This window comes from Pannonibacter indicus, from assembly GCF_001418225.1.
Lineage (GTDB): Bacteria > Pseudomonadota > Alphaproteobacteria > Rhizobiales > Stappiaceae > Pannonibacter > Pannonibacter indicus.
In genome coordinates this window covers 227,949-250,699 of record NZ_LIPT01000002.1, presented here as the reverse complement: position 1 = coordinate 250,699, position 22,751 = coordinate 227,949, and the positions used below count along the sequence as shown (strand labels likewise).

Annotated in this window: 23 protein-coding genes and 2 pseudogenes; 19 read left to right on the top strand and 6 right to left on the bottom strand. The window is 61.9% G+C overall.

What is annotated here, in order from left to right; genetic code table 11:
- Positions 1-195 precede the first annotated feature (195 nt).
- The 15 genes and pseudogenes from ASC48_RS04100 to ASC48_RS04035 all read left to right on the top strand — a co-directional run bounded on the left by ASC48_RS04100 (position 196) and on the right by ASC48_RS04035 (position 12,521).
- Positions 196-771 (top strand): TetR/AcrR family transcriptional regulator, encoded by a 576-nt coding sequence (locus ASC48_RS04100; protein WP_167345112.1) that lies wholly within the window; start codon positions 196-198, stop codon positions 769-771.
- 327 nt (positions 772-1,098) lie between these two features.
- A complete protein-coding gene (locus ASC48_RS04095; RefSeq protein ID WP_244269998.1) occupies positions 1,099-1,677 on the top strand; it encodes an RNA polymerase sigma factor in 579 nt (192 codons plus the stop codon).
- A 136-nt stretch (positions 1,678-1,813) separates the two neighbouring features.
- Positions 1,814-2,245 (top strand): annotated as a pseudogene (locus ASC48_RS20325) (flagellin); the annotation flags it as partial.
- A gap of 45 nt (positions 2,246-2,290) precedes the next feature.
- On the top strand, positions 2,291-3,043 hold the full coding sequence (locus ASC48_RS20250) for a flagellin (RefSeq protein ID WP_482809923.1): 753 nt from the start codon (positions 2,291-2,293) through the stop codon (positions 3,041-3,043).
- A 98-nt stretch (positions 3,044-3,141) separates the two neighbouring features.
- On the top strand, positions 3,142-4,824 hold the full coding sequence (gene fliD, locus ASC48_RS04085) for a flagellar filament capping protein FliD (RefSeq protein ID WP_055454525.1): 1,683 nt from the start codon (positions 3,142-3,144) through the stop codon (positions 4,822-4,824).
- Between the two features lie 3 nt (positions 4,825-4,827).
- The gene (locus ASC48_RS04080; RefSeq protein ID WP_050473437.1) at positions 4,828-5,220 is read left to right on the top strand and encodes a flagellar export chaperone FliS; all 393 of its coding nucleotides are present in this window, start codon (positions 4,828-4,830) and stop codon (positions 5,218-5,220) included.
- Between the two features lie 118 nt (positions 5,221-5,338).
- A complete protein-coding gene (locus ASC48_RS19730) occupies positions 5,339-5,683 on the top strand; it encodes a hypothetical protein (RefSeq protein ID WP_072242517.1) in 345 nt (114 codons plus the stop codon).
- Between the two features lie 504 nt (positions 5,684-6,187).
- A complete protein-coding gene (locus ASC48_RS04070; RefSeq protein WP_055454524.1) occupies positions 6,188-6,853 on the top strand; it encodes a flagellar hook assembly protein FlgD in 666 nt (221 codons plus the stop codon).
- A gap of 15 nt (positions 6,854-6,868) precedes the next feature.
- Positions 6,869-8,119, top strand: coding sequence for a flagellar hook protein FlgE (gene flgE, locus ASC48_RS04065; protein WP_055454523.1), 1,251 nt, complete (start codon positions 6,869-6,871; stop codon positions 8,117-8,119).
- Positions 8,119-8,394 (top strand): hypothetical protein, encoded by a 276-nt coding sequence (locus ASC48_RS04060; RefSeq protein WP_055454522.1) that lies wholly within the window; start codon positions 8,119-8,121, stop codon positions 8,392-8,394. The genes flgE and ASC48_RS04060 overlap by 1 nt, the downstream gene beginning before the upstream one ends.
- 16 nt (positions 8,395-8,410) lie before the next feature.
- A complete protein-coding gene (locus tag ASC48_RS04055; protein WP_141658866.1) occupies positions 8,411-8,866 on the top strand; it encodes a hypothetical protein in 456 nt (151 codons plus the stop codon).
- Positions 8,867-8,877: 11 nt separating this feature from the next.
- Positions 8,878-10,245, top strand: coding sequence for a flagellar hook-associated protein FlgK (gene flgK, locus ASC48_RS04050; RefSeq protein WP_055454520.1), 1,368 nt, complete (start codon positions 8,878-8,880; stop codon positions 10,243-10,245).
- A 122-nt stretch (positions 10,246-10,367) separates the two neighbouring features.
- The gene (locus ASC48_RS04045) at positions 10,368-11,264 is read left to right on the top strand and encodes a flagellin (RefSeq protein ID WP_055454519.1); all 897 of its coding nucleotides are present in this window, start codon (positions 10,368-10,370) and stop codon (positions 11,262-11,264) included.
- Positions 11,265-11,352: 88 nt separating this feature from the next.
- Positions 11,353-11,751, top strand: a complete 399-nt coding sequence (locus ASC48_RS19655; RefSeq protein ID WP_167345110.1) for a hypothetical protein — start codon at positions 11,353-11,355, stop codon at positions 11,749-11,751.
- A 68-nt stretch (positions 11,752-11,819) separates the two neighbouring features.
- Positions 11,820-12,521, top strand: coding sequence for a helix-turn-helix domain-containing protein (locus ASC48_RS04035; protein ID WP_055454517.1), 702 nt, complete (start codon positions 11,820-11,822; stop codon positions 12,519-12,521).
- 36 nt (positions 12,522-12,557) lie between these two features.
- Here the strand turns inward: ASC48_RS04035 and ASC48_RS04030 are convergent, their stop codons facing one another.
- The 3 genes from ASC48_RS04030 to ASC48_RS04020 are packed head-to-tail and all read right to left on the bottom strand — an operon-like array spanning position 12,558 to position 16,740.
- Positions 12,558-14,123: an acyl-CoA dehydrogenase family protein gene (locus tag ASC48_RS04030; RefSeq protein WP_055454516.1), complete on the bottom strand. Its 1,566-nt coding sequence runs from the start codon at positions 14,121-14,123 to the stop codon at positions 12,558-12,560.
- A gap of 5 nt (positions 14,124-14,128) precedes the next feature.
- A complete protein-coding gene (locus ASC48_RS04025; RefSeq protein WP_055454515.1) occupies positions 14,129-14,890 on the bottom strand; it encodes an SDR family NAD(P)-dependent oxidoreductase in 762 nt (253 codons plus the stop codon).
- A complete protein-coding gene (locus ASC48_RS04020; protein ID WP_244269997.1) occupies positions 14,887-16,740 on the bottom strand; it encodes a feruloyl-CoA synthase in 1,854 nt (617 codons plus the stop codon). The genes ASC48_RS04025 and ASC48_RS04020 overlap by 4 nt, the downstream gene beginning before the upstream one ends.
- Before the next feature lie 136 nt (positions 16,741-16,876).
- On the opposite strand from ASC48_RS04020, the gene ASC48_RS04015 reads away from it, so the two are divergent.
- The 3 genes and pseudogenes from ASC48_RS04015 to ASC48_RS04005 all read left to right on the top strand — a co-directional run bounded on the left by ASC48_RS04015 (position 16,877) and on the right by ASC48_RS04005 (position 19,033).
- Entirely contained in the window at positions 16,877-17,671 is a 795-nt protein-coding gene (locus tag ASC48_RS04015) for a crotonase/enoyl-CoA hydratase family protein (RefSeq protein WP_055454513.1), read from the top strand.
- 217 nt (positions 17,672-17,888) lie between these two features.
- A pseudogene (locus ASC48_RS20245) lies at positions 17,889-18,164 on the top strand (MarR family winged helix-turn-helix transcriptional regulator); the annotation flags it as partial.
- The gene (locus ASC48_RS04005; RefSeq protein ID WP_055454512.1) at positions 18,161-19,033 is read left to right on the top strand and encodes an amidohydrolase family protein; all 873 of its coding nucleotides are present in this window, start codon (positions 18,161-18,163) and stop codon (positions 19,031-19,033) included. The pseudogene ASC48_RS20245 and the gene ASC48_RS04005, both read left to right, overlap by 4 nt.
- 77 nt (positions 19,034-19,110) lie before the next feature.
- Here the strand turns inward: ASC48_RS04005 and ASC48_RS04000 are convergent, their stop codons facing one another.
- From ASC48_RS04000 to ASC48_RS03990, 3 genes are all read right to left on the bottom strand, one after another.
- On the bottom strand, positions 19,111-20,112 hold the full coding sequence (locus ASC48_RS04000) for an adenosine kinase (RefSeq protein ID WP_055454511.1): 1,002 nt from the start codon (positions 20,110-20,112) through the stop codon (positions 19,111-19,113).
- A 56-nt stretch (positions 20,113-20,168) separates the two neighbouring features.
- A complete protein-coding gene (locus ASC48_RS03995) occupies positions 20,169-21,059 on the bottom strand; it encodes a prephenate dehydratase (protein ID WP_055454510.1) in 891 nt (296 codons plus the stop codon).
- Positions 21,060-21,136: 77 nt separating this feature from the next.
- A complete protein-coding gene (locus ASC48_RS03990) occupies positions 21,137-21,871 on the bottom strand; it encodes a 3-deoxy-manno-octulosonate cytidylyltransferase (RefSeq protein WP_055454823.1) in 735 nt (244 codons plus the stop codon).
- 198 nt (positions 21,872-22,069) lie between these two features.
- Here ASC48_RS03990 and ASC48_RS03985 point away from each other — a divergent pair, with 198 nt between their 5' ends.
- Positions 22,070-22,615, top strand: coding sequence for a c-type cytochrome (locus ASC48_RS03985; protein ID WP_055454509.1), 546 nt, complete (start codon positions 22,070-22,072; stop codon positions 22,613-22,615).
- The last annotated feature ends 136 nt before the right edge of the window (positions 22,616-22,751 follow it).

The window sequence follows — 22,751 nt, the reverse complement described above, 5'->3', positions numbered from 1 at the left end:
ACTAAGTGTCATTATTTGTAACATGGACGGAAAATGGTAAGGATGGGGAATGCTGCGCACCCTGATCTGCTATGCAACGGCAGCGTGACGGGGGAGCTTCCGGAACCTGCATCGCAACACTTGCCTGACGGGCTCCCGCCAGCCGTCCGCAAGCGTGGCCGCCCGCCAGGGGCGCCCCGGAATGTGCAGGTGCAGATGATCGTGCGGGCCGCGGTGCCGCTGTTTTCTGCTCAAGGCTACGGTGGCACGACGATGGAGCAGGTGGCCAAGGCTTGCCGCATATCCAAGCGCACCGTCTATGAGCTGTTTCCCTCCAAGGCCAGCCTATTTGCGGCCGTCGTCACCTCGCACCGTTTCTCGCTGCTTGCCCTGCCCGGCGACTACAGCCATCTGGCGCCGGAACAGGCGCTGGCAGCCATCGTCCGGCTGGACCTCGACGCAGAGCGCGATCTCGACCGGTTCAACTTCATGCACATGATGATGCATGAATTGCCGCGCAATCCGGACCTGAATCCCTTGATGCGCGAGCATGGCGGCCGTGCGGCCCAGGTGCTGCTGGCCAGTTGGCTGGAAGAGCGGGCCGCTGCCGGTGAACTGGCGGTGGAGGATCCGATGCTGACCGCCAAGATCTTCCTCGACATGGTTCTGGGCATCCTCAAGCCGCACGGCGGACAGGCGGAGCCTTTCCGCGACCACGCACTGCGAAAACAGCATCTGGCGCTCTGCATCCGGATTTTTTTGCAAGGTATCGCCCGGAGGGAAAAGGCATGAAGGGCAATTCCTGCCGCCCGGCACGGCCCTGCAAGTCCTTGGCTGCTGAGCCATTTTTTGTTCTCGCCGGCATACCCGGCAAAAACTGCCGGGCAGATAGGCAAAAAATTCTCATTAAGTATTTGAAAAAATTGAGTTTTTGCATTTTCTCGCGCCTGATCGGGAAGCCTGCCCCGTTATAGGCTGGAGCGCAGCATTCCTTGTTCGCGCGTGACTGGTGCAGCCGAGGGTATGGGCATGGGCTTCGCAACACTTTCCCGGGCTGGGGTAGGGCCCGGAGACGCTGGACAGACGGCAGTGGCAACAGGCGCGCATGGCAGGGATCCTTTGACGCGCCTGCAGGATGCGTCGGATGATGCACTGCTCCATGCCATCGGCCTTGGGAACGATGTAGCTTTCCGCATTCTTGTGGAACGTCATGTCGACAAGGCTTACGCAGTCGCCATTCGCATTCTGCGCAATCCCACGGATGCCGAAGATGTGGTTCAGGACGCTTTCATGCAGGTCTGGACAAGGCGGGGAGAATGGCAGCCCGGCAAGGCGCGTTTCTCCACCTGGCTGTTCCGCGTCGTCACCAACCGCTGCATCGACCAGCTTCGCCGCCCGCGCACAGAGACCATGGAAGCTGCACCCGAGATTGCCGACCGTGCCGCGGATCAGGTTCAGGCAATGATGCAGGAGGAGGCCGCTTTCCTGTTGAGCGCGGCGATGGGGCAACTGCCCGATCCTCAGCGGATTGCCCTTGTCTTCTCCTATCACGAGAACCTGTCCAACGCCGAGATTGCGGAAATCATGGAAACGTCCGTCTTTGCCGTGGAGTCTCTTCTGAAGCGGGGACGCCAGAAATTGCGCCATCTTTTGCGTAACCGGGCAAGTGAAATCCTTGCCTCGTTTACAAATGATTAACAAAAAACTCTGACGGCAGGCTCTTTCCTGCGCCTGAAATGGGCGGCTTCATTCGTTGAAATGGGCAGACGCAAGGACATGCGTCCGTACCGCGCCCGAATACTTGGCGTGGATTCAAGGATATCAGGAGTAGTCCATGCCCGTTATCACGACAAACACCGCAGCGAACACCGCTGTTCGCTATCTGAACTCCAACTCGGCCAGCCAGTCTGACTCTCTGGCCAAGCTGGCCAGCGGCTCGCGGATCACCAAGGCCTCCGATGACGCAGCGGGCCTGGCGATCTCCACCAAGATCAAGTCGGACGTTGCCGCTCTCGAGCAGGCCTCGACCAATGCCTCGCACGGCATCTCGATCCTGCAGACGGCTGATGGTGCGGCATCAAACGTCAGCGACATCCTGCAACGTATGAAGGTGCTGGCCTCGCAGTCCGCCTCCGGTACCGTGACCGATACCGAGCGCGCCTACATTCAGGCCGAGTTCGCCGAACTGCAGGACGAAATCGACGGCATCGCCTCAAGCACCCGTTACAACGGCCAGAGCCTGCTCGACGGCACCAGTGACTTCACCAAGGACATCGCAACGGCCGCGACCGCGGCGACTGCCACCACCACATTGACGGCCAGCATTACCGGTGATGATGGCGATACGCTGAGTTTTGATCTCAAAGGCACGTCCATCGAGCTGACTGTTGGCGCCACCACCGCCGGCGAAATTACCATCGACGACTTGATCACCGCGATCAATGCTCAGACCAGCAAGACCGGCGTGACGGCTTCGGCGGATACCGGCACAGGCGCTCTGGTCCTGACGGACAAGACGAAGGGTGCAACCAGCACGATCTCCGTCTCGAACGTCACCGCCGGCGGCACAAACACCGGACTCACGGCGGCTGACCTGACGACCCTTGGCCTGACGGATGATGGATCCGGCACATTTACGGCAACCGGCACCGCTGCAGTCGAAGCAGATACCAGCGGTTCCAAGATCATCGTCGGCTCGGATTCGTCGGACACCATCACGCTGAAGCTCAGCATCCTGACCAGTTCTGCCCTTGAGGTCGACACGCTCGACATCTCGACGCAGACCGGTGCGGAAGCGGCTCTGGACGCGCTGGATGCCGCCATCAACACGGTGTCGAATGCCCGCGCTGAAATGGGTGCGATCATGTCGCGCTTCGAGTTCCGCAGTTCGCAGATTGCCACCAGCATCGAGAACCTGGACGCAGCCCAGTCGGCCATCGCCGATGTGGACATCGCTTCCGAGCAGTCCAAGCTGTCGGCCACATCCGTGATGGTGCAGGCCGCCGTTGCTGCCGCGTCCCAGGCCAACCAGATGCCGGAAAACCTGCTGAAGCTGCTGCAGTAACCGGCTTCACCTCAGGATGACAGGCAGCCCGCCCTGGAGGCGGGCTGCCTCAGACCCCGGCTTGCGCGCCAGGGGCAGCGCAGCAGAAGGCGGCAGTCATGGCAACGGTCTCCAGCACCACTTCGACCACAACAACCGCGTCGTCCTATACCTATTCGTCATCGACGGATATTGACTGGAGTGCGCTGGTCGAGGTTGCGGTTGCCGCAAAGACGGCTCCGGCTGACGCGATTGACGTCAAGATCGCCGCAAACGAAGTGAAGATTGCGGCCTATGAGGAGATGCAGAGCCTGCTGCAGGCTATCACCTCAGCAGCAGATGCGATGCGCGGCACGACAAATTCGATCGTCACGAAAGATGATGTCTTTTCCCTGCGTGAAGCCTATCTGACGTCGTCGAGCAGCAGTGTCACAGCCTCTTCTGCCGTTGTCGTTACTGCCGAGAATGGGGCGCAGACCGGCACCTATGATCTGCAGATCCTGCAGCTGGCGGCCACGCAGAAAGTTGCCAGCAGCGGCTTTTCAAGCCGCAGCAGCGATCTGGAGCTTTCAGGCACTTTCTCCATTGGCCTTGAAGGTATGGAAAGCGCCGAGATCACCGTCACCGAGGATATGTCGCTTTCCGAGATTGCGAGTGCAATCAATGCTGAGAGCGCGACGACCGGTGTTCAGGCCTCTGTCGTCAAGGTGACGGAAAGCACATACCGGCTGGTTCTGTCCGGAACGGAGACGGGCAAGGAAATCTCGCTGGAAAGCATTTCGGGAGATGATATCGGCCAGGCTCTCGGGCTTACGGACAGTGACGGCGCCTTCGCCAGCGAGATTCAGGCCGCCAAGCAGGCGATTATCTCGCTCGACGGGATCGAGATCACCCGTTCGACAAACACGATTGATGATGTTCTGGATGGCATTTCCTTCACGATCTACCAGACGACGGGGTCTGATGCCACCATCTCGGTGGAGATCGCCAACGATCTGACCTCCATCAAGGACGCGATTGTCGCCCTGGTGGACGCCTACAATGCCTATCGCGAGTGGGCGCTGACCCAGCAGGCTGTGTCCTCCTCAGGCGGCGCCGCAGCCGATGCAACCCTGTTCGGCGACAGCACCCTGCGCAGTGCCAACAATGCCGTTGCCTCCGCACTGTCCACGATGATCGACAGTTCATCCATGGCGCTGCTCGGGCTCAGCTATGACACCTCGAATTATCTCGTCCTCAACGAGACGACGCTCAACTCGGTGCTGCTCAACGATCTGGACGCTTTGGAAAACATTCTGATGTTCCAGTTCGAGTCGTCTTCGGAAGATCTCGTGCTGCTCAGCCGCAACAGCAGCATGCCGTCCGAACTGACACTGGATATCCAGGTCGACAGCGACGGCAACATCACCTCTGTCAGCGTGAATGGCGACACCAGCCTCTTCACGGTTTCTGACACGCGTATCAAGGGGGCAGAAGGGACGATCTATGAAGGTATGACGCTGGTTTTTACCGGCTCCACCAGCCAGACCGTCACCATCCAGACTTCGTCCGGCATCGTCGAGAAGCTCTATAATTCAGTCGATCTCTATTCCAATTCATCCAGCGGTCTCGTGTCCGGGCTGATCGATAACCTGACAGAGAAGAACGAGGATTACAGCACACGGGCGGCTGATATCCGGAGCCGGGCTGAAACCTACAGGACCAATCTGACCAATCGCTACGCCTCCTATCAGGCAGCGATCGAAGCGGCGAATTCCACACTTTTGTATCTTGAGGCCCTCCTCAACTCGGGAGACGACTAAAAAATGTCCTACGCCATGTCGCGCGCCATCTCCGCCTACCGCCAGGCAGCAACTGCGGTTTCTCCCATCGTTGCCGTCGTGATGCTTTACGATGAAGCCCTCAATGCCATCGTTCAGGCGCAGCATTTCCTCGAGCTCAAGGAATATGAAATGGGCCGTGCGCGCGTACAGCGCACTGTCGATATTCTGCGTGGCCTGCGCCAGAACCTTGATCTTGAGCAGGGTGGCACCGTGGGGCAGCAGCTCTGCGATACATATACGCGCAATATCTTCGCGTTGAACGCCACTCTTGGCAAACCCGACGCTGTCGAGCGGCTGCAGAAATTGTTCAACGGCCTTGTCGAACTTCGCAATGCCTTTGCTTCAATTCCCGGAATGCAGCCTCGAGGCTCGTAATTTTTATCTGGACAGAAACAGTTCTGCGCAATCCGGCAAAATGCTGCTGCGGCAGCTTTGCTGGACAGTTTCCGCAAACCGCGTTAACGTATCTCCAGTTTTCCCAGAAGGCTGGATCATGACCTCGCCAAGCCAGAAGATGACCGAAGATGCTTTCCGCGATTGCCTTGACCGGTATGGCGAGGACATCCGCGACTGGCCATTTCCGGAGGCGGCTGCCGGTCTTCTGGTGGAAAGCGCGGAGGCTCGCGGACGGCTTGAGGAAATGAAGCGCCTGCGGTCGCTGTTTGCGCTCGGTTCCCCCAGCGGAATCAAGGCCCCTGCCGGACTCGCGGCCCGGATCGCGGCAGCTGCAGCGCAGACCTGTTCTGACCATCCCTCCGTGACGGCCGGGCATGGCAGCGAGAAGGGCAAGACATCCGGACCGGACAGGGTCTCTCCCCGCCAGGTCCGCTTCGCCTGAACACAAGCGGTTTGCGTGCCGGCCGGACAGGGGACTGTCCGGGGTACCTTGCCGCTTTCTTTTCCAGATATTTCCAGATGCGTTTGCTGCGCCTTGTGCCAGATCCCGATGCGCTTGTCTCATCGGGATTTGGGCAAGCCCATGCCGCGTGGCCGGAAGAAACCGGAGCGGATGACCCGGCCGGCGCGCAACGGGCCGGCGGCTGACTTCCCCCCAAGCGGCTTGCAGGTTCTGGCGATGACCTGACGCGCGCCCGGCTGCGATCTTGTGCTGCGCTGTCAGTGCCGCGGCGTATCCGGGACGGCTTGAAACATACTCTTCGAGAGTTTGTATTGCCCGGTAAATCTTGCCTACGTCAAATATAGGCAAAATATTCCTAGTATTTATTTTCAAATGCAGCGCCTGATTTCGATCTCACCTCCGTTTGAGAAGTGATCGGGGTCGTTCTGTGCATGTTTTCATGCAGGCGCCGGTCGATGATGGGAAAAACATCGCGGGGCTGCCATGAGCATCTCAACTCTGAACAGCTATAGCTCTGCCAGTTCGACCACAACGTCGAGCAGCAGCTCCAGTAATTCTCTCGGACTTACGAGTGCCGATTTTCTTAGTCTGATGCTTCAGCAGCTTCAGAACCAGAATCCGCTCGATCCGACGGATACGGACACCTACCTGGACCGGATGGTGTCCTACGCCAGCTTCGACACGCAGACGGCAATCAGCGAGCAGCTGACATCGTTGTCCGCAAACGTCGCCTCAGTGATTTCAAGCTCCGGTCTCGGCTACCTGGGCCAGACGGTCGAGGCCTATGGCAACACGAACACCCTGACCGACGGGTCTGCGACCTGGGGATACACACTCGACCAGAGTGCGGAGAGCGTCACGATCTCGATCTACGACGAGAGCGGCACGAAGGTCTGGAGCGGCGAAGGCGGGACCGAGAAAGGTTCGCACAGCTTCACCTGGGACGGAACGACCACGAGCGGGACGCAGCTCGAGGACGGCGGTGTCTACACGATCTCCATCACGGCCAAGGACTCCAGTGGCAACGAGATCGACGGCACGACGACGGTCAAGGGCACGGTTACCGGTGTCGATACGAGCGGCACAAGCTCCGTCCTGAAGATCGGCGGAGCATCCGTTCTCGTCAGCAATGTCATCAGTATTGGTTGAGAGTGAGGTGACGTCATGAGCCTGATGGGTTCCCTGAATTCGGCAATCTCCGCACTGGCTGCACAGAGCCAGGCGCTATCCAACATCTCCTCGAACCTGGCGAACTCCTCGACCACGGCCTACAAGGCGAGTTCGACGAGTTTCTCGAACCTGATCGCTGGCTCCAGCACCTCGACGAGCGGCGGCGTAACAGCCTCGACACGTGCGTCTGTCTCCGATCAGGGCCTGCTGACAGCGACAGGCAACAGCACGAACCTCGCCATCGACGGGAGCGGCTTCTTTGTCGTCTCCTCGTCGGTCACGGGCGGACAGACCTACTACACCCGTAACGGTGAGTTCGAAGTCGACCAGAACGGCTATCTGGTCAACAATGGCTATTATCTGATGGGCTGGCAGACGGATGCCGCCGGCAACATCATCGGCGGAACCAGTGAGGCATCGCTCGTTCCGATCGACATTGACGCCATTCAGAGTTCGGTTGGAGCAACCACTGCGGTCGGCATTCAGGCGAACCTGCCTGCGGATGCAGTTACGGGAGACACCTTCTCTACCACGGTTGAAATTTATGACAGCCTGGGCTCCACGCACAACATGAGCGTGACCTGGACAAAGACCGGAGAAAACACCTGGGAGATGACGTTCGACGATCCGACGCTGAACGGCAGCACCAGTGGCACCGTGTCGACGGACGCGATCGAGATTACCTTCAACAGTGATGGCACGCTCGCCTCGACGAACCCATCCCCGGCCACGCTTTCCGTGACCGGCTGGACGACGGGGGCCGCCGACACCGAGGTCACTCTGGATCTCGGGACCTCGGGACTCGCCAATGGCCTGACGCAATATGCCTCCGGTTCCAGCGATCCCTACCTCAAGCTCAACAAGATCACGAATGACGGGCTGCCCTATGGTTCGCTGACGGGCGTTTCGATCACCTCGGACGGATCCGTGATTGCGTCCTATGACAATGGCGACGAGCGCACGATCTACAAGATCCCGATCGCGACTTTCACCAATTCGAACGGGCTGACGCTCAACAGCGACGGCATGTACTCCCGGTCACCGACATCGGGCAACAGCACGCTGCAGATTGCGGGGACGAGTGGAGCGGGGTCCATCAACGGCGGCTATCTTGAAGCGAGCACGACGGATACCAGCACCGAGTTCAGTCGCATGCTGACCGCGCAGCAGGCCTATTCTGCGGCTGCCCAGATCATCTCGACCTCCAACAGCATGTTCGACTCGCTGCTGCAGGCCGTCCGCTGATGACTGACACGCCCGGACAGGATGACGGTCAGCACCTGTTCGGCCAGCTCCGCCGCCTTCAGGCCGAAGCGGAAGCAGCCGCCGCCGCTCTGAAAGCGGGAGACAGCCACGCAAGGCTGAGCGCCCTCGTGCTGCAGGACGAGCTGAAACGTCTGCTCAAGCAGCTCACAGCCGGGCGGGACGCCGCCGTCAGCGAGTTGTCCCGCCTCACCCAGGCCAGTTCATCGGCATCGGCCTACATGCGCTGCGGCGCGGTCCTAGCCAGATCAAGATAATTCTCAGGAGGTTCAGGTGTCAGTTATGAGAGAAGGAATTGCCCCCGAGGCGGCTGTCCGGCGGATGCTGGACCTGACGGAGGAACTGATCAGCCGGACCTCAGCAGAAAATGCAAGGCTTGCCGGGGGACTTCCTGTTTCTCTGGAAGACACCGGTATCAGCAAGCAGGAGCTTGCAGTCGAGTTCGAGCGCTGGTTCCGTGCCGTCAGCACGCAGCAGGTCATCCTGCACGGCGCGTCCGCCGGACTCTCGGCACGGCTCATGCAGCGCATCAATGATCTTGAGCCTCTCCTGGAGGAAAACACCCGGCTGTTGCAGCGGGCTCTTGCGGTCAGCCGCCGCCGGGTGGATGCGATCATGCGCGCCATCTGCGAAGAGCAGCTGCAGCCCATCGCCTATGGCAGCCGCGGCCGGTATCAGCAGCGCCGTGGAAACATGCCGCTTTCGATCCACCAGCCGCGGGAAATCTGACGGAGGCCGCAATGACGACGCTATCCGCAGCAGGCAAGATTGCATCCAGCGCACTGGCCGCAGCCCAAGTCCAGATAGCCGTTACCTCCAGCAACATTGCCAATGCTGACACGGATGGCTACACCCGCAAGACCGTCTCGACCAGCACCACATCAAGTGGCGGGGTCACGGTTTCCGCGGCCAGTTCGGCGGTTGACCGTTTTCTGCTGGCAGACCTGTCCTCAGCAACCTCAGCCGCGGGCGGGGCGTCCGTGACGGCCGATTACATGGACCGGCTGCAATCGGCACTGGGCAACACGTCATCCAGTTCGGATACGGGCACGTCGCTCTCCAATCAGATCTCAAACCTTGAGAGCGCTCTGTCCTCGTTGACGGATACTCCCGAGAGTTCGACGTTGTCTGCGGCTGTGGTCTCATCGCTGGACGAACTGGCCAGCCAGATCCGCAGCCTCAGTTCCAGCGTTCAGGAACTGCGAACATCCGCGGACCAGCAGATCGCGGCGTCCGTCTCCGCCGCAAATGACGCCATAACCACGATCAATGAGCTCAACAAAGCGATTGCCACGGCGAAATCCCAGGGAGCGTCGACTTCCGATCTGGAAGACCAGCGCAATCAGGCGCTGATCGAGCTCTCGCAATATCTGGAGGTGACCAGTTTCACGTCCAGCGACGGGACGCTGAAGGTCTATACCAAGCAGGGCCAGGTCCTTGTGGATTGTTCTGCGCATCTGCTGGAGTTCACGGCCTCCTCATCCGTGGGGGCAAGTGTTTCCTATGACGGATCGGGCTCCGGTCTGTCGGCGATTTCGGTCGATGGCAAGGACATCACCAGCCAGCTCTCGGAAGGGGCACTTGGCGCGCTGATCACCTTGCGCGACGAGACCCTGACGGATGCCCAGGACATGCTTGACGAACTGGCCGGAGCGTTGATTTCCTCGCTCAACAGCGCCTATCCGGACCTTTTGTCAGGAACGGATGGTTCCACCATTTCGGTCAACGCAAGCCTTCTGGCAGATCCGGGGGCACTGGCGGACAAATCCGGGTCAAGCGAGACGGCACAAGCCCTGCTGGATGCCCTGACCGGAGGGGGCAGTTTTGGTGCGACCAGCCGCATTGGTGCCGGCGGCTATGATTTCACCAGCTATGCCAACCGCATTCTGTCTGTCGTGGTTTCAGATGCCACGACGGCACAGACGCGCCTGTCGGCGGCGACCGCCACCCTGACGCAAATTTCGGACACGATGTCTTCGCTCTACGGCGTCAATATTGATGAAGAAACGGCACGGGCATCGGAACTGGAGCAGCTTTATTCCGCGGCCGCTCAGATCCTGACGGTGCTCAAGCAGATGTATGAAGACCTTCTGGCCGCAGTGAAGTGATCACGGTCAGATCGAGGCAAGTTTGTCTTATCGAGAGCCGGCCGCGTCAGGGCGAAGTGCAGTAGTTTCGAGGCGTGATGCGTCAGTCTATCCGCGTCTTGGTGTAAAAAGGGAGTTTGGTAATGGTCGGACGCGTTGCGACATTCGCACATTCGAGCAAGCTTCTCTCCCTTGCCATGCAGACCCAGTCCCGGCTGGCCGAGAAGCAGGTTCAGGAGGCATCGGGGCTGGTTTCCTCCACCTATGGCGGGCTCGGAGCCGATGCCGGGTCAGTCGTGGACCTGGAAGTTTCCCTGACCCGCGCGCAGAGCTATCTGTCTTCTGCCCAGACGGCCCTGTCCCGCGTGGAAATGATGTACTCAGCCGTTGGCGGCATCAGCGACATTCTGACGAGCATCAGAAGCTCGGTGAACGGCGTCATCACGGAAGACCAGATCAGCGATCTTCAGGCCCTCGCCGCAAGTTATCTCGAAGATATATCCAGCCTGCTAAACACCCGGTATGAAGGCCGCTATCTCTTTGGCGGAGGCATGACATCGCCGGCTCCCGTCGATACAGGCTCCTATGTGGTGACGGACCTGGACACTGCGGATACCAGCTACTACAGCGGTGACAGCGTCATCCAGAGCGTTCGCATCTCGGCAGGCCGTGAGCTTTCCTATGGTGTGACGGGGGACAATGCCGCTTTCGAGGAAACTCTGCGCGTGCTGTCCTATCTGGCCAATGCGACAGATCTCACTGTTGCCGGTCTGCCCGAGATTTCCGAGGCCCTTGTCTCCGCTCAGGACAAGGTCATCGCTGTCCAGAGCACGCTGTCCATCAAGGCGGCTTCGCTGGAGACGGCCATCACCCGGGAAGAGGACTACATCACGGCAATCAGCGAGACGATCAACAGCAAGAAATCGGTTGATGTGGTTGCCCTTGCCGCCGAGATTGCCACTATGGAGACCCAGTTGCAGGCGAGCTATTCGATCATTGGCAAGCTTTCGAACTTCTCGCTGCTGGATTACCTGCGCTGATGCGCCGCTGGCCATTGCAGGCCGTCAGCGCCGGGCATGATTGAACGGGTGCCGCTTTGGCATTAGATATGGGGTCTGGAGATCCCTGATGCACCAAGGACGGCAACACACGGCGAACCTGCTGCGCATTCTTTGCGCCATGGGTTTCCTGTTGCTTGGCTTTGCCCATCAGCCGCCTGCTTTTGCCCTTTCCGCCAGCCAGCTGGAGGAACTGGAAGCGTTCCGTCTGCCGGATGGCAGCCTGCCAGTGCTGTGTCTCACCCCCACCGGAAAGGATGGCACGCCGCATCATTCCGGCTCCGAAGGATGCGAGGCCTGCCGCCTCTCGGCCTCCGTGGTTCTGCCCGAGCCTGCGCCGGGCACCGGCGAGGCCCTGTCCTTCGCACAACAGGGCAGCTGGGGTCTCTATCTGCCGCAGGTGCCAGCCTCCGGCGTGCCGCCGGGCAGCAGCGGCTCCAGGGCACCCCCTGCAAACATCCTGATCTAAACCGGCCGGGCCATTCCGGCCTGTCCCTGTTCCGCCAGCCCCGCTGGCGCCAGACCGGATGTCTTCAGATGGAAATGCTCTCCCCGCGCCGCGGCACGCAAACTGCCGTCCCGATTGATTTTCTCATTGACCCGCTGATGAGCGAGAATGGCCGCAAGATCGCCACGGTTGCCGCCCGTGCCAGCATCTTCCTGCCCGGTGTCAACCGCAGCGAGACCTTCCGCATCCTTGAGGGCTGCATCGCGCTTTATCAGCGCCTGCCCGATGGGCGGCGGCAGATCCTCGATGTGCTGGGGCCCGGCAAGATGTTCGGGCGCGGCCTCTCGGATGTGCAGCAGTGCGGGGCCGAAGCCATGGCCCCGGCCCGGCTGGAACTGGTGGCCGCCGGCCAGCGGCGCATGGAGGGCGAGTTGAACGCCGCCGTCCGTCTGCTGCTGCGCCGGGCGCAGGCCCATGCCATGCTGCTGGGGCGCAAGACGGCAACGGAAAAGGTGGCATCTGCGCTGGTGGACCTGTGCCGCCAGTTCGCCAAGGTGGGGGCAGAAACCGCCGTGCTGCGCTTTCCGATGTATCTGACGCGGCAGGATCTGGCCGACTGGCTGGGGCTGACGCTGGAAACCGTCAGCCGCTGCATCAGCCGCCTGCGCCGCGAGGGCTATATTTCGCTGAATGTGCAGGGCGATGTGGCCGTGCATGATCTGCCCGCGCTGAGGGCGCTGGCCATGGGCACTGTTCCGCCGCAAGCCGCGTTCAGCGTTGCGGCGGAGTGAGCGAAATGGAACCCTGTGCCGTGCTTCCGGCTGGTATCAGTCCAGCCGGAGCGCCATCCACGCGGTGACGGCTGCCCAGGCGCAGCGCATGTAGTCCTCGGCCCGGTAAAGCGCCGCCTCCGGCTCGCCCTGCAGGGCGCTCAGCTCCGCCGCCATGGCGAGGAAGGTGTCAAGGGCCGCTTCAGCCTCTGCGGCCTCCGCCGGCCGGTCTGCCGAAGCGGCGGCAATGCCTTCGCGTATCAGCCGCTCGAACACGGCAAGGCCCCGGCCCTGATCGCGCCACAGGCGGCGGGTCAGGAAGTCGATGGCCTGAATGCCGGTGGTGCCTTCGTAGATGGTCATCACCCGGCTGTCGCGCAGGTGTTGCTCGACCGGCCATTCCTTCGTATAGCCCGCAGCCCCCATCACCTGAATGGCCCTGTTGGACACATCAAAGCCCGCTTCCGCGCCGAAGGTCTTGATCATCGGCAGCATGAAGGCACTGAAATCGCGCATGTCTGTCCGCAGCTTTTCATCTGGCGACAGGCGGGCAAGGTCCATCCGCGCCGCGCTTTCCAGAATGGCAGCGCGGGTGACCTCTGTCTGACGGCGCAGAAGCGAGAGCTGGCGGCTCACATCGGGGTGCTGCGCGATCGGCACGGGCGGCCGGTCTGGGGGGCCGCCCTGCTTGCGATCCTGCGCGTAGGCTTCCGCAATATCTGCGGAGGCGGAGGCAAGGCCGAGGCCCTGGCAGCCGGTCTGCAGGCGCATCAGTTCGATCATGTGGAACAGGGCATGCAGCCCGCGCCCTTCCTCGCCCAGCAGCCAGCCGCGCGCGCCATCAAGGCCGAGGATGCAGGTGGGCGAGCCATGCAGGCCCATCTTTTCCTCGATCCGTTGCACGGTGATGCCGTTGGCCTTGCCATCCATCCGGTCGGGCACGAGGAAGAGGCTGAGCCCGGCGGTACCCGCCGTCTTGCCGGTGCGGGCAAGCAGGCAATGGCCGATGCGGGAGGCAAGGTCGTGATCGCCGAAGGAAATCCAGCTCTTGACGCCATTGATCTGCCACAGGCCATCGCTGCCTTGAGCCGCCGTGGTGCGGATGCGGCCCACGTCGGACCCGGCATCGGGCTCGGAAATGCAGATCGTGGCGGTCCATTCACCGGCAAGCAGCTGGCTGATCCATTCCTCCGCCAACGCCGGTTCAGCGACTGCGGCGAGCAGATGACAGGCGGCCCGGGAGGAACCGGCCGCCATCATCATGGAAACGCAGCCGCGCTCAAACAGGGGCAGGCAGGCGGCCTGAAGCGTCAGCGGCAGGCCCTGTCCGCCATGGGTTTCCGGCAGATCCATGCCGAGCCATCCGGCTTCCGCATAGCGGCGGTAGGCCTGCGCAAAGCCGGCCGGGGTTTTCACCCGGCCATCCACAATACGGCAGCCCTGCCGGTCGGAAACCGCGTTCAGCGGGGCAAGTTCGGTTACAGCGAAGGCAGCGGCCTCCCTCAGGACCGCCTCCACCGTTTCGCTGTCATAATCGGGCAGGAGCTCCTGAACGGCCTGCCAGCCGGGGGTTGCCTGCAACAGTCTGGCGGTGCGGTCCGCCTGCGCGCGAAAGCCTTCCATGGCGGTCAGCGCGGCTGCATGCGCAGGGCACCGTCCAGCCGGATGACCTCGCCGTTGACGTAAGGATTGGCCACGAGATAGCGCACCGTATCGGCAAATTCCTCCGGCGTGCCCAGACGCGCCGGGCCGGGAATGGCGGCTGCTAGGCTATCCTGCGCCTCCTGCGGCAGACCCGCGAGCAGCGGTGTGCGGAACAGGCCCGGCGCGATGGTGTTGACGCGGATGCCGAAACGGGCCAGCTCCCGCGCCGCCGGCAGGGCCATGGAGACGATGCCGCCCTTGGAAGCCGAATAGGCGATCTGGCCGATCTGGCCCTCGAAGGCCGCCACCGAGGCGGTGTTGACGATCACGCCCCGGCCCAGCCCTTCGATTTCCGCTGTTTCGGCGATGCGGGCGGCGGCAAGGCGCATCATGTTGAAGGTGCCCACCAGATTGACGCGGATCACCCGCTCGAAGGCATCGAGCGGCATCGGCCCGTCGCGGCCCAGAAGCCGGGCGGCGGTGCCGATCCCGGCGCAATTGACGAGAATGCGCAGGCCATTTCCGGCAGCCGCTGCCGTGTCCAGCGCGGTGCTGGCGTCCGCTTCGCTGGTCACGTCACCGGCAATGGCAATGCCGCCAATTTCCGATGCAACACGCTCAGCACCTGCTGCGTCCCGGTCGAACACATGCACGATGGCCCCTTCAGCGGCCAGCAGCCGGGCTGTTGCCTCGCCCAGCCCCGAGCCGCCGCCGGTGACGAGTGCGCTGGAACCTGAAATCTTCATGCTGCTGCCTCTTCCCTTGCCAGAATGACGTCCGCGCCGCCTGCATAAAGCGCGGCAATCTGCTCGTGCCGGTGGCTGCGCAGGGCGCGCTGGTTCAGCGAACCCTTTTCGGTGATCTCGCCCTTGTCGAGGCGCGGCGGGTCCATCAGCACCGCAAGGCGCATGACGCGGCTGGCCGAACCCGTCGCCTGCTTCTGGTGCCGGTAGAGCCGGGCAGCGAGCGCTGCCTGCACCGCCGGGTGCCTCTGAACGGCGGCTTCATCAAGGGCGTCGCCGCCGTCGATCAGCTTGCGTGCCGCAGGCAGGGAGAGCAGCACCAGGGCGCCGAGCTCAGCCTCGTTCTCACCGGTGATCACCGCATCGCGGATCAATCCGGCGAACTGATCGACCAGTTGTGCGCGCAAGGGGCCGACAGCCACCCAGGTGCCGGTCTGAAGCTTGAAGTTCTCGGCAATGCGCCCGTCGAAGAAGAAGCCACGGGTGGGATTGCCTTCCTCGGCGAACTTCAGCGCGTCACCGATGCGGTAGAAACCTTCCTCGTCAAAGGCCGCTGCCGTCAGCTCGGGGTTGCGCCAGTAGCCGGGGGTCACATTCGGGCCCTTCAGCCGCAACTCGTATTTGTCCTCCACCGGGATCAGCTTCATGGTGATGCCCTGTGAGGGAATGCCGACATTGCCGGCCTTGTCTTCCTGAGTGGTGCAGAAGAGCGAGAAGGGGCTTGTTTCCGTGGCGCCAAGGCCGGTGCTGAGCAATACGCTGCGGCCAAGGATGGCTTGCGAGATTTCGCGCAAGGAATCCCATGTGTGCTGCGCCATTCCTGCGCCCGCATACATCATCAGCTTCAGGTTCTTGAAGAAGTTCCGCGCCAGCTCCGGATCGGCCTCGAAGGCATGCACCAGCATCTCGTAACCGGCCGGCACGTTGAAATACCAGGTCGGGGAGACGTCCTTGAGATTGCGGATCGTCTCACCAATGTGCTGGGGTGAGGGGCGGCCGTTGTCGATGTAGAAGGTGCCGCCGTTGTAGATGACCATGTTGAAGATCTTGCTGCCTGCAGCCACATGGTTCCACGGCGCCCAGTCAACGATGACCGGCGGCTCGTCCTTCAGGAACTGGTAGCAGTCGCGGATCATCTCCTGATTGGAGCAAAGCATCCGCTGGGTCTGGATCACCGCCTTGGGTGAACCTGTGGTGCCGGAGGTGAAGAGGAACTTCGCCACCGTATCCGGCCCTACCGCCTCAAAGGCAGCATCAACCGCCGCCGTGGCTTCTGTCTTCACAAGATCTTCAAAAAGGAAGCTGTTGGGCCGGTCTACGGGGAGATTGCGCGCCGCAACGAGAATGCAATCCATGCCGAAAGCTGCATCGACGGCAGCGCGGAAGCGCATGCCGTCTTCCACGAAGGCAAGGCCCGGCGTGATCTGTTGCGCGATTTCGGTCAGCTTGCCGAAGCCGGTGGCCAGTGTCACGTAATTGGGGGAGATGGCTGCCGACGGAATACCCGCATGCTGGGCACCGAGGGCCATCAAGCCATGTTCGAGCGAGTTTTCGGCCAGAATGGCAACGGGCCGGTCAACGGAAAGGCCATGATCCAGAAAGGCCTGCGCAAGGCTGCGCACATGGGTGAGGGCTTGCGCATAGGAAATGCGCTTCCAGCCATCGCCTTCGCGGGCCGCCATCCAGGTGCGGTCCGGGGCTGCTTGCGCCCAGTGAACAAGCCGTTCGTTGATCTTGCTGGCATAAGCGCCCAGTTCGTCCTTCCGCCAGATCAGGATTGAGCCGTCGGCCCGGGTTTCCCATGCAAGTTCCGGCGTCCAGAATCCCTTCCGGACCATAGCTCCTGCGGTCATGACTCCTCCCAGACGTCAATCACGTGAATAAACTTTTCAGGCCGGATGGCCCCTCCTGAAAATTGTTTACAAGGAAACAATTCATATGTAAACAATCAAAATCATGCACACGAAGATGGGCAGCGGGAGTAACGCCATGGACAGCACCGTCACCGGGGACATCGTCACCTATGAACTGAAGGGCAATGTCGCCCATGTCGGCCTCAACCGGGCCGAAAAGCGCAATGCCATCAGTGACCGGGTGGTCGAGGCGCTGGCTGTTGCCATTGCCCGGGCCGGGCGCGAGGCCAAGGCCGCCGTGCTGTTCGGATACGGCAATCATTTTTGCGCCGGGCTGGATCTGGCCGAGCATGTGGAGCGTTCGCCGATCGAGGGCGTGCGTAACTCCCGCCGCTGGCATGCGGTGTTTGGCGGCATCGAGCATGGCACCATTCCCTGGATTTCGGCCCTGCATGGCGCCGTTGTCGGCGGCGGGCTTGAGCTTGCGGCCTCCACCCATATCCGTGTTGCCGATGCGACCACTTTCTTCGCCCTGCCGGAAGGCCAGCGCGGCATTTTCGTCGGCGGCGGCGGCTCGGTGCGCGTGGCACGGCTGACGGGTGTTGCCCGCATGACCGACATGATGCTCACGGGCCGTGTGGTGCCGGCCGCCAGCGCCGAAGCCTGGAACCTTGCGCAATATGTGGTGGGGGAGGGCGAGGCTCTGGCCAAGGCCACCGAACTGGCAGAGGCCGCTGCCGGCAATGCGGAACTGTCCAACTATGCCGTCATCAATGCGCTGCCGCGCATTCAGGACATGTCAAAGGAGGATGGACTTTTCGTCGAATCCTTTATTGCATCCTTCACGGCCACGAGCCCGGAAGCCGAAGAGCGCCTGCGAGCCTTCCTCGAGAAGCGCGCCGCGCGGCTGAAGGCTCCGGGCGCCACCTGAAGGAGATGCCATCATGGCCATGGATGCGGACGTGATCTGCCCGAAGCAGGGTGAGGTGGAAATCGGCAAGCTGGATGGCGCCGTCGGCTTCCTGCTGCGCATGGCTCAGCTCAAGGTCTACGAGCAGTTCTTTGCCGATGGCGCCGAATTGATGATGAAGCCGGGCGAATTTTCCGTGCTGTGGGTCATCTTCTGCAATCCGGGCATCCGCCAGAGCGCGCTGGGCAACCGGCTGATGATCAAACGGGCGCATATGACCAAACTCATCCGAGCCTTCGAGGATCAAGGGCTTGTCTCCCGCCGGGTGCCGGACGAGGACCGCCGTGCAGTGGAGCTGACACTGACGGCGGAGGGTGAGGATCTGGTGGAGCGGACGAGCCGCTGGTTCTTCCACCACGAGGAAAGAATTGGCGCCAATCTGGCCGCGGAGGAGCGCGATCAACTGGTGCATCTGTTGCGCAAGTTCATCGGGATTGAAGGGAGGCCCACATGAACATCGACGATCTGATTGCCATCGACTTTCACACCCACGCGGAAGAGCCCTGCTGCGGCCCGCGCGATGACGGCTATGACGAGTTTCAGGCCGGCATGGCCAAGTATTTCCGCAATCCGGCGTCGCACAATCACCTGCCCACGGTTCAGGAGACGGCGGACTATTTCCGCGAGCGCAAGATCGGCGCGGTGATCTTCCCCGTCGATGCGGAGCGCGAAACCGGCTTCCGCCGCTATGACAACGAGGAAGTAGCCCGGATCGCCGCCGAAAACAGCGACATCCTCATCCCCTTCGCCTCCATCGATCCGGCCAAGGGCAAGGCCGGTGCGCGCGAAGCACGCCGTCTGGTGCGCGACTTCGGCGTGCGGGGGTTCAAGTTCCACCCCACCATGCAGGGCTTTTATCCCAACGACCGCTCGGCCTATGTGCTCTATGAGGCGATTGCCGAGGAAGGGGCGATCACCCTGTTCCACACCGGCCAGACGGGTGTGGGTGCCGGCATGCGCGGCGGCATGGGCATGCGGCTTAAATACTCCAACCCGATGTATCTTGATGACGTGGCGGTGGATTTCCCCGGCATGCCCATCGTGCTGGCGCACCCGTCCTTCCCCTGGCAGGAAGAGGCGCTGTCGGTGGCGACCCACAAGCCGAATGTCTACATCGACATGTCCGGCTGGTCGCCGAAATACTTCCCGCCGATCCTGGTGAAATATGCAAACAGCCTCCTGAAGCACAAGATGCTGTTCGGCTCCGACTGGCCGGCCATCACGCCGGACCGGTGGCTCGCCGATTTCGAGCAGATCGACATCCGCGACGACGTGCGCCCGCTGATCCTCAAGGAAAACGCAAGGCGCCTTCTGAAGCTCTGAAGCTGCGCAATATCCCACAAAAAGAAAACACCCGGCGAAGCTTCGCCGGGTGTTTTGTCATGTAAACGCGCTTGACTTCAGAGCATGAAGCCGCTGTCCGTGGCGAGGGACTTGAGGCTTTTCTGCGGGCGGGCGCCTACGTGGGCAATGACTTCAGAGGCACACAGGCAGCCGAGGCTGGCGGAGGTGGCCAGATCGAAATCATGAGCCAGGCCATAGAGGAAGCCGGAGGCGAAGAGATCGCCCGCGCCGGTCAGGTCGGTGACCTCGCTCACCTCGTTGGCGTGCACATGCACGGTTTCGTCGCGGGTAATGGCCATGGCGCCATCCTCGCCGCGGGTCAGGGCGGTCAGCTTGCAGCTCCCGGCTGCGGCGCGGATGGCCGTATCGATGTCGGCGGTCTGGTAGAGTGCCTTCAGCTCGTGCTCGTTGGCAAACATCAGGTCCACCACACCGTCGCGGAGCAGTCCCTGGAACTCGCTGCGGAAGCGGTCAACGCAGAAGGAATCGGACAGGGAGATGGCGACCAGCCGGCCATTTTCATGGGCGATCCGGGCAGCCTGCAGGAAAGCCTCCTTGGCAGCGGGGGGGTCCCACAGATAGCCTTCCATGTAGGTGACTGCCGAGGCGCCGACGACCGCCGGGTCCACGTCTGCCGGCGACAGCTCGACACAGGCCCCCAGATAGGTGTTCATGGTGCGCTCGCCATCCGGCGTGATCAGGATCATGGAGCGGGCCGTCGGCACGCCGTCCACCAGCGGAGCCGTCTCGAAATACACGCCCGTGCCCTTCATGTCATGGGCGTAGCTGGCGCCCAGAACGTCATTGGCCACCTTGCCGAGATAAGCCGGCTTGCCGCCGAGCGAGGCAATGCCTGCCGCCGTGTTACCCGCGCTGCCGCCCGAGATCAGCACGGTCTGGCCCATGCGCTCGTAAAGGCGCAAGGCTTCCGCCGTGTCGATGAGGCGCATGGAGCCCTTCACAAGGTTCTCCCGCACGAGGAAATCTTCCTCCACATGGGCGAAGACGTCGCAGATCGCATTGCCGATGCACAGGGCATCAAAGGCCGGTTTGGTCATAGAGCAGTCCACAGTTGCCGGGCCGCGCAGACAGTGCGCGGCCGGAAGGATTGAGATCAGACGGAAGGGGTCGGGCGCAGGGCGCGGTTGGCCTCGGGCTCGCGGATCTTCTCGCGGAAGGGGCTGGCCCGGTAGACGCCGAGGATCTTCAGTTCGGCGCAGTAGAAGGCAAGCTCTTCCAGCGCCAGCGCCACGGACGGATCATCCGGATGGCCCTCGATATCGGCATAGAACATGGAAGCGAAGAACTGGCCTTCCAGCTGGTAGGACTCCAGCTTGGTCATGTTGACGCCGTTCGTGGCAAAGCCGCCGAGGGCCTTGTAAAGCGCGGCCGGCACGTTGCGGACGCGGAAGATGAAGGTGGTGATCACCGGCTGGCCGTTGTTGGCCGCACGTGCCGGGCTGCGCGAGAGAATGAGGAAGCGCGTCGTGTTGTGCTCCGCATCCTCCACATTGCGCTTCAGGATATCAAGACCATAGACATCCGCGGCCATTTCCGGGGCAAGCGCAGAGGCCGTCAGGTCGCCGCTCTCCGCGATCTGGCGGGCAGAGCCTGCGGTGTCGGCGCCGACAATGGCTTTCAGGCCCAGTTCGCGGATGATCTTGCGGCACTGGCCAAGGGCCATCACATGGCTCTGCACGCTCTTCAGCCCGTCCAGCGTCGCGCCCTTCAGCGCCATCAGCTGGAAGCGGATCGGCATGAAATATTCGCCGATGATGTGCAGGCTGGAGCGCGGCAGCAGGTAATGGATGTCGGCCACGCGGCCCGCGATGGAATTCTCCACCGGGATCATGCCGAAATCGGCCTCACCCGATTCCATGGCCGTAAAGCAGTCCTCGAACGTCGCGCAAGGGATGGCCTGGTAATCCGGATAAACGCTGTGGCAGGCCATGTGCGAATTGGCACCGGTCTCGCCCTGGAACACGATTTTCTTGCGGTCAGACATGGACGTCCGCTTTCTGCTGTTTGAGGCTCTCTGCGATTAAAGAGGAAGTGCCCGGAGGGCAAGGCCGCAAGAGGGGCTTAGCGCCCCTCGAACAGCTTGCGCACGTGATCGAGATCCTCCGGCGTGTTCACGTCGATGGGCACGGTCGGCGTCAGGCACACATCGATTCGCATGCCGTCTTCCAGCGCCCGCAGCTGCTCCAGCTTTTCCCGCAGCTCAAGGCCGGAGGGCGGCAGGGAGACAAACCGGTCCAGCGCGCTGCGCCGGTAGGCATAGACGCCGATGTGCTGGTAGAGCGGGCCAGGGCCGGTGGGGGCAGTGGCACGGGTGAAATAGAGGGCGCGGAAGCGATCGCCCTCCAAAGGCGTCACCACGGCCTTCACGAAGGCCGGGTTGTTGCGGCCCTCTTCGGTGCGGATTTCCGTCATGATGGTGCCGATGTCCACGGACGGATCGGCCAGCGGCAGGAAGGCGGCGCGGGCCGCTTCCGGGGCAATCAGCGGCACATCCCCCTGCAGGTTCAGCACCACATCGAACTTGCGCTCCGGATCGAGAATGTTCGCCGCTTCCTGGATGCGGTCCGAGCCGGACTGGTGATCGGGGCTGGTCATCACGGCATGACCGCCGTGATCGCGGACGGCCTCGAAGATGCGCCTGTCATCGCAGGCAACCGCCACCGGGCCGATATCGACGGCCAGAGCCTGCTCCAGAACCCGCACGATCATGGGTTTGCCAGCTATGTCTGCAAGGGGTTTTTCCGGCAAACGAGTCGCTGCCAGACGCGAAGGTATAATAACAAGTGCCGATGTCACGCCTTGCTCCGGGTGCTGCCGGGCCTCCACTTCTGCGTCTTAATGCGTAGAAGGCCCAATTTCCTTGTGCCGGGACTTTTATACCTATGGACAGCGGCGTCAAAAAATTTGTAGTTTCCAGCCCAAATTCATGGAGCAGATTATGGTTCCGCCTCTGGGGGTGCGGGCCATGGACGCGTTAATCTGGAGCCAGACCTGATGGATTCCTTCGAGCTGAACAAGGCCGCGGGAGCGGTTTTGATGGTGCTTCTTCTGACGATGGGCGTGGGCATCGTCTCTGATGTGATTTTTGAGACCAAGGTGCCGGAGAAGCCCGGGTATGAAATCGAAGTGGCTGAGGCCGCTTCGGGCGAGGCTGCGCCTGCTGCCGTCGAGGCCGTTCCGCTGCCGCAGCTGCTGGCTGCAGCCTCCGTGGCTGATGGTGAAAAGGCCTCGAAGAAGTGCGCTGCCTGCCACAGCTTTGAAAAGGGCGGCCCGAACAAGGTTGGCCCGGATCTGTGGGGCATCGTCGGCCGTGCTCCGGGTGCGCATGAGGGCTTCGCCTATTCCGCAGCGATGAAGGCTTATGGCGAGACCCATCCGGTCTGGACCATCGAAGAGCTGGATGCTTTCATCGAGAACCCGCGCGGCCACATGCCTGGCACGGCTATGGGTTTTGCCGGTCTCAAGCGTGCAGAGGAGCGCGCTTCCATGCTGGTTTACCTGAACAGCCTGTCGGACAATCCGGCTCCGCTGCCGCAGTAAAGCTGCACGGCACAGAAAACGCAGGAACCGCGCCCCCCAGGGCGCGGTTTTTGTTTGTGCGGTTTTTGTTTGCGCAGATTTCCGGTTCCCCGGACTTGCGCTTCCGTGTCCGGCGGGCACTGCCGGTTAAATTTCT

Bases quoted from the DNA above. Each gene is read 5' to 3' on its own strand.
- ASC48_RS04100 (WP_167345112.1), top strand. From the start codon at position 196: ATGATCGTGCGGGCCGCGGTGCCGCTGTTTTCTGCTCAAGGCTACGGT.
- fliD (WP_055454525.1), top strand. From the start codon at position 3,142: ATGGCAACGGTCTCCAGCACCACTTCGACCACAACAACCGCGTCGTCC.
- ASC48_RS04080 (WP_050473437.1), top strand. From the start codon at position 4,828: ATGTCCTACGCCATGTCGCGCGCCATCTCCGCCTACCGCCAGGCAGCA.
- ASC48_RS19730 (WP_072242517.1), top strand. From the start codon at position 5,339: ATGACCTCGCCAAGCCAGAAGATGACCGAAGATGCTTTCCGCGATTGC.
- ASC48_RS04070 (WP_055454524.1), top strand. From the start codon at position 6,188: ATGAGCATCTCAACTCTGAACAGCTATAGCTCTGCCAGTTCGACCACA.
- flgE (WP_055454523.1), top strand. From the start codon at position 6,869: ATGAGCCTGATGGGTTCCCTGAATTCGGCAATCTCCGCACTGGCTGCA.
- ASC48_RS04060 (WP_055454522.1), top strand. From the start codon at position 8,119: ATGACTGACACGCCCGGACAGGATGACGGTCAGCACCTGTTCGGCCAG.
- flgK (WP_055454520.1), top strand. From the start codon at position 8,878: ATGACGACGCTATCCGCAGCAGGCAAGATTGCATCCAGCGCACTGGCC.
- ASC48_RS04045 (WP_055454519.1), top strand. From the start codon at position 10,368: ATGGTCGGACGCGTTGCGACATTCGCACATTCGAGCAAGCTTCTCTCC.
- ASC48_RS19655 (WP_167345110.1), top strand. From the start codon at position 11,353: ATGCACCAAGGACGGCAACACACGGCGAACCTGCTGCGCATTCTTTGC.
- ASC48_RS04035 (WP_055454517.1), top strand. From the start codon at position 11,820: ATGGAAATGCTCTCCCCGCGCCGCGGCACGCAAACTGCCGTCCCGATT.
- ASC48_RS04030 (WP_055454516.1), bottom strand. From the start codon at position 14,123: ATGGAAGGCTTTCGCGCGCAGGCGGACCGCACCGCCAGACTGTTGCAG.
- ASC48_RS04025 (WP_055454515.1), bottom strand. From the start codon at position 14,890: ATGAAGATTTCAGGTTCCAGCGCACTCGTCACCGGCGGCGGCTCGGGG.
- ASC48_RS04020 (WP_244269997.1), bottom strand. From the start codon at position 16,740: ATGACCGCAGGAGCTATGGTCCGGAAGGGATTCTGGACGCCGGAACTT.
- ASC48_RS04015 (WP_055454513.1), top strand. From the start codon at position 16,877: ATGGACAGCACCGTCACCGGGGACATCGTCACCTATGAACTGAAGGGC.
- ASC48_RS04005 (WP_055454512.1), top strand. From the start codon at position 18,161: ATGAACATCGACGATCTGATTGCCATCGACTTTCACACCCACGCGGAA.
- ASC48_RS04000 (WP_055454511.1), bottom strand. From the start codon at position 20,112: ATGACCAAACCGGCCTTTGATGCCCTGTGCATCGGCAATGCGATCTGC.
- ASC48_RS03995 (WP_055454510.1), bottom strand. From the start codon at position 21,059: ATGTCTGACCGCAAGAAAATCGTGTTCCAGGGCGAGACCGGTGCCAAT.
- ASC48_RS03985 (WP_055454509.1), top strand. From the start codon at position 22,070: ATGGATTCCTTCGAGCTGAACAAGGCCGCGGGAGCGGTTTTGATGGTG.